This window comes from Pseudomonas sp. NFACC43, from assembly GCF_900119645.1.
Taxonomy (GTDB): domain Bacteria; phylum Pseudomonadota; class Gammaproteobacteria; order Pseudomonadales; family Pseudomonadaceae; genus Aquipseudomonas.
The window spans coordinates 594,182-607,395 of sequence record NZ_FPKK01000002.1 but is presented as its reverse complement, the minus strand read 5'-3'; the positions used below and the strand labels follow the sequence as shown (position 1 = coordinate 607,395).

The following is a 13,214-nucleotide window of genomic DNA, read 5'->3' as shown; positions in this document are numbered from 1 at the left end:
CCGCGGTTTCTGCGAGCGGCTTCACAGTCACGGTGATCCGGCACTGAATACAGCCTCACCTTTGATAGCAATCCTGCTGAAGAGGCGATCTCTCTGGAACCTTACCCAGGCGCATTCTTATTCCCTCTCGGTATTATCCGCTGTCAACTCTGACAGTAGGCAACGACCGGCCCCGATCCTAAGCTCCCAATGCGTCAACAAAACAAGACTATGGGCCCCCAGTCTTTATCCACTCGGGCAGGCAGGACGAAAGACATGAGCGATCGACTCAAAGGAACCGTCAAATGGTTTAACGATGCAAAGGGCTACGGCTTCATTACCTGTGGCGACAGCGGCAAGGAACTGTTCGTGCACTTTTCAGCCATCGATGGGGAGGGCTACAAGACCTTGAAGGAACGACAGACCGTCTCTTTTGAAGTTGAACAGGGAAGCAAGGGCGTCCAGGCCGCGAGAGTGACACTGGAATAAACTTCGCGACGCAGCAACAGCCCATCCACTCAATGGGTATCAGTGACCGCAGAGTCCAAAGAAAAGGGCGACATCTCTGTCGCCCTTTTTTTCGCCTTATGCGGCGCTGAACAGCTTGTGCGGATCGATCACGAATTTCTTCGGCACACCGGCATCGAACTCGCCGTAGCCTTTTGGCGCGTCGTCCAGGCTGATGACCTGTACGCCGACGATTTCCGCGATGTTGATGCGATCCCACATGATGGCTTGCATCAGTTGACGGTTGTACTTCATGACCGGGGTCTGGCCGGTGTGGAAGCTGTGGGACTTGGCCCAACCCAGGCCGAAGCGGATGCTCAGGGCACCGATCTTGGCGGCGGCATCGACCGCGCCCGGATCTTCGGTCACGTACAGGCCTGGAATACCGATCTTGCCGGCAACGCGGGTCACCTGCATCAGGGAGTTGAGCACGGTGGCCGGGGCCTCGTGCTTGACGCCTTCATGGCCATGACCACGGGCTTCGAAGCCCACGGCATCGACGGCACAGTCGACTTCCGGCTCGCCCAGCAGGTCGGCGATCTGCTCGTGCAGTGGCGTGTCCTTGGACAGGTCGGCGATTTCGAAGCCCTGCGCCTTGGCATGCGCCAGGCGAACCGGGTTGACGTCACCGACGATGACGACCGCCGCACCCAGCAGGCGCGCAGAAGCCGCTGCCGCCAGGCCCACCGGACCGGCGCCCGCGATGTACACAGTGCTCCCTGGGCCGACACCGGCGGTGACAGCGCCGTGGTAGCCGGTCGGCAGGATGTCGGACAGGCAGGTCAGGTCACGGATCTTCTCCATGGCCTTGTCGCGGTTCGGCAGCTTCAACAGGTTGAAGTCGGCGTAGGGCACCAACACGTACTCAGCCTGGCCACCGGTCCAGTCGCCCATGTCGACGTAACCGTAGGCACCGCCGGCACGGGCCGGGTTGACGGTCAGGCAGACGCCGGTGTGTTGCTCCTTGCAGGAACGGCAGCGCCCGCAAGCCACGTTGAATGGCACCGAAACCAGATCGCCGATCTTCAGGTTCTCGACGTCGCTGCCCTTCTCGATCACTTCACCGGTGATTTCATGCCCCAGGACCAGGCCGGTCTGGGCAGTGGTGCGGCCGCGAACCATGTGCTGGTCGGAGCCGCAGATGTTGGTGGATACCACGCGCAGGATGACGCCGTGCTCGATCTTCCTGCCACGCGGGTCCTGCATTTTTGGATAGTCGATTTTCTGTACTTCGACCTTGCCTTGGCCGAGATACACGACACCACGATTACCGGACATGCTTTCACCTCGCTGTTGTTTTTATGAAACTGCGTCGCCCAGGCAGGCAGCGCGTTGATTGCTCGGGTTAATGCTTGTGTCTTGTTTCTGTCTTCTTTGGGAGGGCCTCATCGTGATCAGGCTCGCTCCCCTATTGGATCTCTTTGTTGTCGTCGAGCCTGCTCGACCAGAGGCGCTACAGGACGACCGTACGATTGGCGTTCAGAAATACTCGCCTTTCAATGTGATACCCCACTGCCCGGGCCAGGGTGAGCCCTTCGATGTCCCGGCCCTTGGCGATCAGGTCCTCGGGATAGTGGCTGTGGTCCACCACTTCCACGCCCTGGGCGATGATCGGGCCTTCGTCCAGGTCGTTGTTGATGTAGTGCGCCGTGGCGCCCACCAGTTTCACGCCTTTGTTGTAGGCCTGGTGGTACGGCTTGGCACCCTTGAAGCCCGGCAGCAGGGAGTGGTGGATGTTGATCGCCTTGCCATCGAGCTTGCGGCACAACTCCGGAGACAGCACCTGCATGTAGCGGGCGAGAATCACCAGCTCGGCACCGGTGTCTTCGATCACCTGCCATACCTGGCGCTCCTGGGCCGGCTTGTCGTTCGGGTCCAGGGGGAAATGGTAGTAGGGAATCTGGTGCCAGTCGGCCAGCGGCTTGAGGTCCGGATGATTGGACACCACGGCTACCACATCCATGGATAACTGGCCGATGCGCTGGCGATAGAGCAAGTCGTTGAGGCAGTGATCGGCCTTGGAGACCATGATCACCACTTTGGGTCGGTAATTGGGTGGCGTCAGCTCGAAGACCATGCCGAAGGCTTGCGCCCGCTCGGCCAGTCCGGCACGGAAGCTCTGTTCGTCGAACCCGTCAGGCTGGCGGAACTCCACGCGAATGAAGAAACGCGCCGAGAGCCGGTCGTCGAAGGAGTGGTGCTCGGTGACGTAGCAGCCCTGCTCGAACAGAAAGCGGGTCACCGCGTCCACCGTGCCGAGCACGCTGGGGCAGTCGGCGGTGAGAATCCATGTATCCGGGGCACGGCTCATTGCGGTGACTCCTGTTGTTGTGGGTAGGCCCCCGCCCAGTGCAGAACCCTGCGGCGAGGGGCTTTAGCCTGTGATGTCTCAGGCCTGCACACTCAACCCATATTCGGCCGATGCATCCTGCAGCCACAGCCACCAGTAATCGGAGAAGCTGCGACGAATCACCAGTTCCCAGGTGTCTTCGGCGGTGTGGCGGATCACCAGTTGCGACTTGGCGAACACGGTGCCTACGGCCTTGCCCACCGGGAAGTTGCTCGGATGCACGTCATAGCTGGTGGATTTCATCAGCACGTCGCGCACGTTCGGGCCGGACAGCTCGAGGATCTGCTGGCCGCCGCTGACATTGACGATCTGGATGTGCAGGTCGCCCAGGGCTTCACGCAGTTTCTGCTCGGCGGCGAACTCTTCGCCAGTGGGCACGACCAGTAGCCATTCGTCAGGGCCGAGCCATTGCAGGCTGGTTTCACCCTTGACGATGACGGTCAGCGCCCCGGGCAGTTCCAGGCCCAGGGCCTTGTGCACGCCCGCGGCGAACGCCGGATCGTGGCCATCGCCACGGATGGTCAGGTGACCCAGGAGTTTTTTCTCGCGCACGGTCACACCGGCGTTCTTGCGACCCTTGCCCACCAGGCTGGCGAGGTCGGCATGGTGCAGCGACGACTCGGCCTTGGCCCCGGTGGTGGGGCGTTGTTGGTACACGTTGACTGCGGTCATATGGAGCACCTGTCTGAATGCTGTTGGGTCAGACCCTTATGGTTATGGTGGCTGTCAGGCCGTCATCGCGAGCAAGCTCGCTCCCAAAAGGGTTACGCGATCAACTGTGGGAGCGAGCTTGCTCACGATGATGCCGATGCGGCATCGCCGGTCTCCCACAGGACCTCAAGCCACTAGATATTCTGCCGATCCCCCTTCGGATCGAAGAACACCGAAGAAACGATCTCTGCCTCGATCACGCGGCCATCGGCCAGCGGTGCGAACACCCGCTCGCCCATGCGCTTGAGACCGCCCTTGACCACACCCATGGCAAACGAATAACCCAGGGAGTTATGCGCATAGCTGGAGGTCACGTGGCCGACCATCGACATCGGGATCGCCTGCTTGGGGTTGAACACCAGCTGCGCGCCTTCCGGCAGCCAGACATTCGGATCGATCGGCTTGAGGCCCACCAGTTGCTTGCGGTCCTCGCGCACGCAGTCCTCCCGGTTCATGCCCCGCCAGCCGATCCACGAGAACGGTTTGGTGCGGCCCACGCACCAGCCCATGTTCAGGTCGTCCGGAGTCATCGAGCCATCGGTGTCCTGGCCAACGATAATGAAGCCCTTCTCGGCCCGCAGCACGTGCATCGTCTCGGTGCCGTACGGGGTCAGGTTGTACTTCTTGCCCGCTTCGACGATCTGCTCGAGCACGCCCATGGCGTAGTCGGCCTGCACGTTGATCTCATAGGACAGTTCACCGGTGAACGAGATACGGAACACCCGCGCCGGCACGCCACCCACCAGGCCTTCTTTCCAGGTCATGAACGGGAAGCCGTCCTTGTCCAGGTCGATGTCGGTGACTTCGCTCAGCAGCTTGCGGCTGTTGGGTCCCGACAGGGTCATGGTCGCCCAGTGGTCGGTGACGGAAGTGAAATACACCTTGAGGTCCGGCCATTCGGTCTGCTGATAGATCTCCAGCCATTGCAGCACGCGCGCAGCGCCGCCAGTGGTGGTGGTCATCAGGAAGTGGTTGTCCGCCAGACAGGCTGTCACGCCGTCGTCGAACACCATGCCGTCTTCCTTGCACATCAGGCCATAACGAGCCTTGCCCACGTCCAGCTTGGTCCAGGCGTTGGTATAGATGCGGTTGAGAAACTCGCGTGCATCCGGGCCCTGGATGTCGATCTTGCCCAGGGTCGAGGCGTCCAGCAGGCCCACGCTGTCACGCACGGCCTTGCATTCGCGCTTGACCGCGGCATGCATGTCCTCGCCGTTCTTCGGGAAATACCAAGGGCGTTTCCACTGGCCGACGTCTTCGAACTCGGCGCCGTTCTTCACGTGCCAGGCATGCAGCGCAGTGAAACGCACCGGCTCGAAGATGTGCCCGCAATGCCGGCCGGCCACTGCGCCGAATGTCACCGGCGTGTAGTTCGGACGGAACATCGTAGTGCCCATCTGCGGGATGCTCACGTTCAGCGAACGGGCCGCGATGGCCAGGCCGTTGACGTTGCCCAGCTTGCCCTGGTCGGTGCCGAAGCCCAGTGCGGTGTAGCGCTTGACGTGTTCCACCGACTCGAAGCCTTCGCGGGTGGCGAGCTCGATGGCGGCGGCGGTGACGTCGTTCTGCAGGTCGACGAACTGCTTCGGCGCCCGTGCGGTGGATTTTTCATGAGGCACCTGGAACAACGCCAGGGTCGGCTCTTCATGGCGGCTCAGGGCTTTGGGCAGAACGCCCTCCACCGCTTGGAAGCCGGCCTCGCTGGCCGCGCGCACGCCACCTTCGAAGCCATCGGCCAGGGCATCGCCAAGGCTGTAGACACCATTCACGCCGCCCACGCAGACGCGCTTCTGTGGTGCTTCGCCCGGTACGAAACCGAGGATGTCTTCACGCCAGATCGGCTTGCCGCCCAGGTGCGATGCCAGGTGGACCACCGGGCTGTAGCCGCCGGAGCTGGCCACCAGGTCGCAGTCCAGCCATTCGCCGGGGCTGGTGACCTTGTGGGCGCGGACATCGATCGCGGCGATACGCGCCGCGGTCACGCGCTTGCTGCCGCGGACCTCGATCACGGCACTGCCGGTGAGAATGCGAATGCCTTTGGCGCGCGCCTCTTCCACCAGCGCACCACGAGGATTGCTGCGGGCATCGGCGATGGCCACCACTTGCAGGCTGGCGTCGAACCAGTCCAGGGCGACTCGATAGGCATGGTCGTTGTTGGTGGTCAGCACCAGCTTCTTGCCTGGCGCCACGCCATAGCGACGTACATAGGTGGAGACCGCACCGGCCAGCATGTTGCCCGGCACGTCGTTGTTGCCGTAGACCAACGGACGCTCGCAGGTACCGGTCGCCAGCACGACGCGCTTGGCGCGGACCCGGTTGATGCGTTGGCGCACCTGGCCGATCGGTGCGCGGTCACCGAGGTGATCGGTGAGGCGCTCATGGATGGTCAGGAAGTTGTGGTCGTGATAGCCGTTGACGGTGGCACGAGGCAGCAGCACCACCTCCGGCATCGAGCGCAGTTCAGCCACGGCTGCTGCGACCCACTCGGCCGCCGGCTTGCCGTCCAGACTTTCACGGGAGTCGAGCAGGCTGCCGCCGAACTCTTCCTGCTCATCGGCCAGGATCACCCGCGCGCCGCTGCGGCCGGCGGCCAATGCGGCAGCCAGGCCAGCGGGGCCGGCACCGACCACCAGCACGTCACAATGACGGTTCATGTAGTCGTATGTGTCCGGGTCGTTCTCGGTCGGCGAGCGACCCAGGCCCGCGGCCTTGCGGATGTACTTCTCGTAGGTCATCCAGAACGACTGTGGATACATGAAGGTCTTGTAGTAGAAGCCCGGCGGCATCAGCTTGCCGCCGACCTTGCCGAGAATCCCCATCATGTCGTTGTTCACGCTCGGCCAGCCATTGGTGCTGGTGGCGACCAGGCCCTGGTACAGCGCCTGTTGCGTGGCGCGCACGTTGGGGATCTGCGTGGCTTCGGTGGCACCGATCTGCAGCACCGCGTTCGGCTCTTCGGCACCGGCGGCGAAGATGCCGCGCGGGCGGGAGTACTTGAAGCTGCGGCCGATGATGTCGACGCCATTGGCCAGCAGCGCGGCCGCCAGGGTGTCGCCTTCGAAGCCCTTGTAGGTCTGGCCGTTGAAGGTGAAGCTCAGCACTTTGTTGCGGTCGATCCGTCCGCCGTTGGACAGGCGATTGATCTGGCTCATACCTTCTCTCCCAGAGCCTGTGCGGCCGCTTTCGGACTGTCAGCCTTATCGGTGAATTGCGGCTTTTGGCCGATCTTGTAGGTTTCGAGAATCTCGTAGGTCACGGTGTCGCGGGTCGCGTTGAAGTACTGGCGGCAACCGGCGGCATGGATCCACAACTCGTGATGCAGGCCGCGAGGGTTGTCGCGGAAGAACATGTAGTCGCCCCACTCCTCGTCGGTGCAGCTGTTCGGGTCCAGGGGACGCGGGATGTGCGCCTGGCCGGACGAGTGGAATTCCTCTTCGGAGCGCAGTTCGCCGCAGTGAGGACAGAAGATGTGCAACATGTGGGATTTCTCCTGTTAGTGGGCGACGGCAGCAGCGCCGTGTTCGTCGATCAATGCACCGTTGTGGAAACGGTCGATGGAAAACGGCGCGGCCAGCGGGTGCATCTCACCCTTGGCCAGGCTGGCAGCGAATACGTTGCCCGAGCCCGGGGTGGCCTTGAAGCCGCCGGTGCCCCAACCGCAGTTGAAGAACATGTTCGGCACTGGCGTCTTGGAGATGATCGGGCACGCGTCCGGCGTGGTATCGACGATGCCGCCCCACTGACGGTTCATGCGCACCCGCGAGAGCACCGGGAACATCTCGACGATGGCCTGGATGGTGTGCTCGATCACCGGGTACGAGCCGCGCTGGCCGTAGCCGACCCAGCCGTCGATACCGGCACCGATCACCAGGTCGCCCTTGTCGGACTGGCTGATGTAGCCGTGTACGGCGTTGGACATGATCACGCTGTCGATGATCGGCTTGATCGGTTCTGACACCAGTGCTTGCAGCGGATGGGACTCGACCGGCAGGCGGAAGCCGGCCAGCTTGGCCATGTGCCCCGAGTTACCTGCGGTCACCACGCCGACGCGCTTGGCGCCGATGAAGCCCTTGTTGGTTTCCACACCGATGCACACACCGTTTTCCTTGCGGAAGCCGATCACTTCGGTCTGCTGGATCAGGTCCACGCCCAAGGCATCGGCGGCCCGGGCAAAGCCCCAGGCCACGGCATCGTGACGGGCCACGCCGCCGCGACGCTGGACAGTCGCGCCCATAACCGGGTAGCGGGTGTTCTTCGAGCAGTCCAGGTACGGGATCTCCTCGGCCACCTGCTTGGCATTGAGCAATTCGCCGTCCACGCCGTTAAGGCGGTTGGCGCTGACACGGCGCTCGGAATCGCGGATGTCCTGCAAGGTGTGGCACAGGTTGTACACGCCACGCTGGGAGAACATCACGTTGTAGTTCAGGTCCTGGGACAGGCCTTCCCAGAGCTTCATGGCATGCTCGTACAGGTGGGCCGACTCGTCCCACAGGTAATTGGAACGCACGATGGTGGTGTTGCGCGCGGTGTTACCGCCGCCCAGCCAGCCCTTCTCGACCACGGCCACGTTGGTGATGCCGTGCTCCTTGGCCAGGTAGTAAGCCGTCGCCAGACCATGCCCGCCACCGCCGACGATGACCACGTCGTAGACCTTTTTCGGCGTCGGCGTGCGCCACATCCGCTGCCAGTTCTCGTGATGGCTGAGAGAGTGTTTGAAGAGGCCGAAGCCCGAATAGCGTTGCATAGTCATTACTCCAAAACCGACTCAGCGATAAACCGGGAAGTCCGCGCACAGCGCCGCCACTTGCTGGGCCACGTTGGCCTCGACATCGGCATCGCCGAGGTTATCGAGGATGTCGCAGATCCAGCCGGCCAGCGTCACGCATTGGGAGACCTTGAAGCCGCGCGTGGTCACCGCCGGGGTGCCGATGCGCAGGCCCGAGGTCACGAAGGGCGACTGCGGGTCGTTCGGCACGGCATTCTTGTTGACGGTGATATGGGCACGGCCCAGGGCGGCATCGGCGTCCTTGCCGGTCAGGCCCTGGCGGATCAGGCTGACCAGGAACAGGTGGTTATCGGTACCACCGGACACTACATCGTAGCCGCGCTTGATGAACACGCCAGCCATGGCCTGGGCGTTCTCGATCACTTGCTGCTGGTAAGCCTTGAAGCCTGGCTCCAGCGCTTCCTTGAAGCACACCGCCTTGCCGGCGATCACATGCATCAGCGGGCCGCCCTGGGCGCCCGGGAACACCGCGGCGTTGAGCTTCTTCTCGATCTCTTCGTTGGCCTTGGCCAGGATCAGGCCGCCACGCGGACCACGCAGGGTCTTGTGGGTGGTGGTCGTGACCACGTCGGCATAAGGCAGCGGATTGGGGTACAGACCGGCGGCCACCAGGCCGGCGACGTGGGCCATGTCGACGAACAACAGGGCACCGACCTTGTCGGCGATCTGACGGAAACGCGGGAAGTCCAGGGTCTTGGAGTAGGCCGAGAAACCGGCGACGATCATTTTCGGCTTGTGCTCGACCGCCAGGCGCTCGACTTCGTCGTAGTCGATCAGGCCGGTGGTGGTGTCGATGCCGTACTGCACTGCGTTGTAGAGCTTGCCCGAGGACGACACCTTGGCGCCGTGGGTCAGGTGACCGCCATGGGCCAGGCTCATGCCCAGGATAGTGTCGCCGGCCTGCAGCAGGGCCAGGTAGACGGCGCTGTTGGCCGACGAGCCGGAGTGCGGCTGGACGTTGGCGTAATCGGCGCCGAACAGTTGCTTGGCGCGTTCGATGGCCAGGGCCTCGACCTTGTCGACGTGCTCGCAGCCACCGTAGTAGCGCTTGCCCGGATAGCCTTCGGCGTACTTGTTGGTCAGGCCACTGCCCTGGGCCTGCATCACACGCTTGCTGGTGTAGTTCTCCGACGCGATCAGTTCGATGTGATCTTCCTGGCGTTGCTCCTCGGCGTTCATCGCCGCCAGCAGTGCATCGTCGTAACCCTGGATCTGGTCTTGCTTGCTGAACATCGCGTCTCTCCCAGCGGCGGTGGTGCGCCTTGTTGTCTTGGTGAGGCACCGTCCGTTCGACAGTGCCCTTTGGATGCGATGGTATGGCTGGCGCAGGCAGGTCAAATGCCTATGGACGCCACGCAAAGGTGCGTTTACGACATAGGAACAGACACGGTCCTGTTTGGACTGGAGACAGGATCCTTGTGGCGAGGGGATATATCCCCTCGCCACAGATAAATCCCTGGCCGCAGGGTTCTGTTCAGGCCGACAGGTGGCGAACCGCGAGCAAAACCAGGAAATGCGCGGGATACAGACCATAGGCCCAACGCCGCGTCGCCGGCGGATGAAAACGACCGGCATGTCGCAAAAGTACCTGTCCAAGCCATGGCGCGATCAGGCAAGCCACCAGCCCCCAGATGGCCACCGCATCCCCCAGCCACGCCGCGCCATACAGCACCCGCCATTGGTTGGCCGCCAGACATACCAGCCCCGGCAACAACGCCATGTACAAGGGACGCTTGAATACCAGCAACATTGCCAGCGGCAGCAGCACACCAAAGAAACCGAACATCAACTGCGACGAAAACAGCGCCGCCAACAGCAGCGCCATCACTGCCAGGCCTCGCGCCTCCAGGCTCGGCGTTTGCCAACAGCGCGCCACCAACAATCCCAGCACCAGGGTTGGCATCACATTCAGGGTGGCGGGATCAGGAATGAACAAGCGGTAGGGGATTTCGCTGACGGCACTGAATAGCAGCAGCCAGCCCAGGTACCGCCATGGAGCAGCGCTGGCACCCCTGCGCGCCAGGTTCGCCGCCATCGCCAGGCAGAACCAGGGAAAAGCCAGGCGCCCGGGCACGTAGAGCCAATCGGCGGAGTAACCGACATATCGCAGATGATCGAGCACCATCGCCAACAGTGCCAGCCACTTGAGCAGATCCAGCGCCGTATCACGCCGACTCATCCGTGCCACGCCACGGCCGCATTGTGATTTCCAGACCGAAACATCCGGTGTGTTCCCCCATCATTCTTGGGTAAAGTGCGCACCATGATCGACCACGGCGCTGCGCACCAAAGCACGCCGAACCACCGGACCCCCTCACCCGGGAGTCCTGCCAGGGATCTCTTTATCCAGGACTCTCTATTTCAGGAGCAAGGCCATGACCGACAAGAGTCAACAGTTCGCCAGCGACAACTATTCCGGCATTTGCCCCGAAGCCTGGGCCGCCATGGAAGAAGCCAACCAGGGTCACCAGCGCGCCTACGGCGACGATGAGTGGACCCATCGCGCGGCGGATGATTTCCGCTCTCTGTTCGAAACCGACTGCGAAGTGTTCTTCGCATTCAACGGTACCGCGGCCAATTCCCTGGCACTGTCCTCGCTGTGCCAGAGTTACCACAGCGTGATCTGTTCGGAAACCGCCCACGTCGAAACCGACGAATGCGGTGCGCCGGAGTTCTTTTCCAACGGATCCAAGCTGCTGCTGGCGCGCACCGAAAACGGCAAGCTGACCCCCGACTCGATTCGCGAGATCGCCCTCAAGCGCCAGGACATCCACTACCCCAAGCCGCGGGTCGTGACCCTGACCCAGGCTACGGAAGTCGGCAGCGTCTATACACCGGAGGAAATCCGCGCCATCAGCATCACCTGCAAGGAGCTGGGGCTGAACCTGCACATGGACGGCGCTCGCTTTTCCAATGCCTGCGCCTTCCTCGGCTGCTCGCCAGCGGACCTGACCTGGAAAGCGGGCGTGGACGTGTTGTGCTTCGGCGGCACGAAAAACGGTATGGCGGTGGGCGAAGCGATCCTGTTTTTCAATCACGACCTGGCCGAAGACTTCGATTACCGCTGCAAACAGGCCGGGCAACTGGCCTCGAAGATGCGCTTCCTGTCCGCCCCCTGGGTCGGCCTGCTGCAGGACGACGCCTGGCTCAAGCACGCTCGCCACGCCAACCGCTGCGCGCAATTGCTGGCACAGCTGGTGAGCGACATTCCCGGCGTGGAACTGATGTTCCCGGTCCAGGCCAACGGCGTCTTCCTGCAACTCTCGGAACCTGCCATCGCCGCCCTCACCGCCCGCGGCTGGCGCTTCTACACCTTCATCGGCAAGGGCGGCGCACGCTTCATGTGCTCCTGGGATACCGAAGAGGCGCGAGTGCGGGAATTGGCGGCGGATATTCGGGAAGTGATGGCCGGCTAAGGAAAGACACACTCAAGGCCGTTCCCGACCACTGCTCGGCCGGGGACATGGTGAACTGTGGCGAGGGGATTTATCCCTTCGCCACGGGATCTTCGTGCCCGTCAGAACTCGATCCGCACATCCCCCTTCGGCACGCTGCAGCACGACAGGATGTAACCTTCGGCCTCGTCGTCCTCGGTGATGCCGCCGTTGTGGTCCATCTCCACTTCGCCGCCCAGCTTCAACACCTTACAGGTGCCGCAGATACCCATGCCACAGGCCTTGGGAATCATCATGCCAAGTTTCGCGGCGGCGGCATGGACAGTTTCGCCCGGTGCCACGCGAATGCTCTTGCCCGAGGAAGTGAACTCCACCAGGTGCAGGTCCGCCGCATCGACCTCCGGCGCCTCAGCAGCCTGCTCGGCCTGCTCCACTGCGTCGGCACGGGCTTCCGGTGGCGTGGCGCCGAAGGACTCCTCGTGGTAGCGCTTCATATCGAAACCAGCGGCTTCCAGCAGACGCTTGACCGCGTTCATGTACGGCGTCGGGCCGCAGCAGAACACTTCGCGCTCAAGGAAGTCAGGCGCCATCAGTTCCAGCATCTTGTGGTTCAGGTAACCGCGATAACCCGCCCACGGCTCGCCCAGACCGTGTTTCTCGCAGATCAGGTGCAGGCTGAAGTTGTCGATCCGCGACGCCATGTGCTCCAGCTCGCGGTGATAGATGATGTCCTTGGGCGAACGGGCGCTGTGGATGAACACCATGTCGACGTTGCCGTTGGTGTCGTAGTACCAGCGCGCCATGGACATCACTGGCGTAATGCCGACGCCGCCGCTGAGGTAGAGCACCTTCGGGGCAGAGAAATCGATGGCATTGAACAGTCCCACCGGCCCGTGTACCGCCAGCTCCTGGCCTTCGTGCAAGGTGTCGTGCAGCCAGTTGGAAACCTTGCCTCCCGGCACACGCTTGATGGTCACCGAAAAGCTGTAGGGCACCGACGGCGAGCTGGAGATGGTGTAGGAACGCATGACCTGCTGGCCTTCGATCTCCAGCTCCAGGGTCACGAACTGTCCCGGCTTGAAGAAGAACATGATCGGCTGGTCGGCCATGAAGCAGAAGGTGCGTACATCCCAGGTTTCCTGGATGACTTTGACGCAACGCACGATATGTCGGCCATTGGCCCAGGTCTGGGTGGTGACCGGGTTCAGGAAATTATTGGACATACTGATCTCCACGGCCGACTGCCGGCCTTCATGGTGGCGATTGTGCGCAGGCGCCGAAAGCGTCGTTTACCTATTCGCGACATCCACGTACTTATCGCGACCAGCCCCCAACCACCGGGGCTTGCGCGTCGGGAACAGATTGGGCCATGTCGCCCATGGATAAGGTTCCGGCCCTGCGCGGCCCCACACTCGCCCCAACAGACAAACAACGTTTTCTGCCTTGCGTAGCACAACCGATTAGCCATATTTCGCCGGCCACACAG

11 protein-coding genes are annotated in these 13,214 nt (G+C 62.5%); 2 read left to right on the top strand and 9 right to left on the bottom strand.

Annotated features, from left to right (window positions below; genetic code table 11):
* Positions 1-255 precede the first annotated feature (255 nt).
* A complete protein-coding gene (locus BT179_RS06680; RefSeq protein ID WP_072389889.1) occupies positions 256-468 on the top strand; it encodes a cold-shock protein in 213 nt (70 codons plus the stop codon).
* Positions 469-564: 96 nt separating this feature from the next.
* Here the strand turns inward: BT179_RS06680 and fdhA are convergent, their stop codons facing one another.
* The 8 genes from fdhA to BT179_RS06640 form a co-directional block, all read right to left on the bottom strand.
* Entirely contained in the window at positions 565-1,764 is a 1,200-nt protein-coding gene (gene fdhA, locus BT179_RS06675; protein ID WP_072389892.1) for a formaldehyde dehydrogenase, glutathione-independent, read from the bottom strand.
* A 175-nt stretch (positions 1,765-1,939) separates the two neighbouring features.
* A complete protein-coding gene (gene purU / locus BT179_RS06670; RefSeq protein WP_072389895.1) occupies positions 1,940-2,797 on the bottom strand; it encodes a formyltetrahydrofolate deformylase in 858 nt (285 codons plus the stop codon).
* A 78-nt stretch (positions 2,798-2,875) separates the two neighbouring features.
* Positions 2,876-3,508, bottom strand: coding sequence for a sarcosine oxidase subunit gamma (locus tag BT179_RS06665; RefSeq protein WP_072389898.1), 633 nt, complete (start codon positions 3,506-3,508; stop codon positions 2,876-2,878).
* 173 nt (positions 3,509-3,681) lie between these two features.
* A complete protein-coding gene (locus tag BT179_RS06660) occupies positions 3,682-6,699 on the bottom strand; it encodes a sarcosine oxidase subunit alpha (RefSeq protein ID WP_072389901.1) in 3,018 nt (1,005 codons plus the stop codon).
* Entirely contained in the window at positions 6,696-7,025 is a 330-nt protein-coding gene (locus BT179_RS06655; protein ID WP_024779445.1) for a sarcosine oxidase subunit delta, read from the bottom strand. The genes BT179_RS06660 and BT179_RS06655 overlap by 4 nt, the downstream gene beginning before the upstream one ends.
* A gap of 15 nt (positions 7,026-7,040) precedes the next feature.
* A complete protein-coding gene (locus BT179_RS06650) occupies positions 7,041-8,291 on the bottom strand; it encodes a sarcosine oxidase subunit beta family protein (RefSeq protein WP_072389904.1) in 1,251 nt (416 codons plus the stop codon).
* A 21-nt stretch (positions 8,292-8,312) separates the two neighbouring features.
* On the bottom strand, positions 8,313-9,566 hold the full coding sequence (glyA, locus tag BT179_RS06645; protein ID WP_072389907.1) for a serine hydroxymethyltransferase: 1,254 nt from the start codon (positions 9,564-9,566) through the stop codon (positions 8,313-8,315).
* 241 nt (positions 9,567-9,807) lie between these two features.
* Positions 9,808-10,512, bottom strand: a complete 705-nt coding sequence (locus tag BT179_RS06640; protein WP_072430863.1) for a TraX family protein — start codon at positions 10,510-10,512, stop codon at positions 9,808-9,810.
* 196 nt (positions 10,513-10,708) lie between these two features.
* Here BT179_RS06640 and BT179_RS06635 point away from each other — a divergent pair, with 196 nt between their 5' ends.
* Complete coding sequence (locus tag BT179_RS06635) at positions 10,709-11,749, top strand: threonine aldolase family protein (protein WP_072430864.1); 1,041 nt, start codon at positions 10,709-10,711, stop codon at positions 11,747-11,749.
* 101 nt (positions 11,750-11,850) lie between these two features.
* Here the strand turns inward: BT179_RS06635 and gbcB are convergent, their stop codons facing one another.
* Complete coding sequence (gene gbcB, locus BT179_RS06630; protein WP_072430865.1) at positions 11,851-12,951, bottom strand: glycine-betaine demethylase subunit GbcB; 1,101 nt, start codon at positions 12,949-12,951, stop codon at positions 11,851-11,853.
* Positions 12,952-13,214: the final 263 nt, after the last annotated feature.

Excerpts from the sequence above, each read along its gene's own strand:
- BT179_RS06680 (WP_072389889.1), top strand. The coding sequence starts at position 256 with ATGAGCGATCGACTCAAAGGAACCGTCAAATGGTTTAACGATGCAAAG.
- fdhA (WP_072389892.1), bottom strand. The coding sequence starts at position 1,764 with ATGTCCGGTAATCGTGGTGTCGTGTATCTCGGCCAAGGCAAGGTCGAA.
- purU (WP_072389895.1), bottom strand. The coding sequence starts at position 2,797 with ATGAGCCGTGCCCCGGATACATGGATTCTCACCGCCGACTGCCCCAGC.
- BT179_RS06665 (WP_072389898.1), bottom strand. The coding sequence starts at position 3,508 with ATGACCGCAGTCAACGTGTACCAACAACGCCCCACCACCGGGGCCAAG.
- BT179_RS06660 (WP_072389901.1), bottom strand. The coding sequence starts at position 6,699 with ATGAGCCAGATCAATCGCCTGTCCAACGGCGGACGGATCGACCGCAAC.
- BT179_RS06655 (WP_024779445.1), bottom strand. The coding sequence starts at position 7,025 with ATGTTGCACATCTTCTGTCCTCACTGCGGCGAACTGCGCTCCGAAGAG.
- BT179_RS06650 (WP_072389904.1), bottom strand. The coding sequence starts at position 8,291 with ATGCAACGCTATTCGGGCTTCGGCCTCTTCAAACACTCTCTCAGCCAT.
- glyA (WP_072389907.1), bottom strand. The coding sequence starts at position 9,566 with ATGTTCAGCAAGCAAGACCAGATCCAGGGTTACGACGATGCACTGCTG.
- BT179_RS06640 (WP_072430863.1), bottom strand. The coding sequence starts at position 10,512 with ATGAGTCGGCGTGATACGGCGCTGGATCTGCTCAAGTGGCTGGCACTG.
- BT179_RS06635 (WP_072430864.1), top strand. The coding sequence starts at position 10,709 with ATGACCGACAAGAGTCAACAGTTCGCCAGCGACAACTATTCCGGCATT.
- gbcB (WP_072430865.1), bottom strand. The coding sequence starts at position 12,951 with ATGTCCAATAATTTCCTGAACCCGGTCACCACCCAGACCTGGGCCAAT.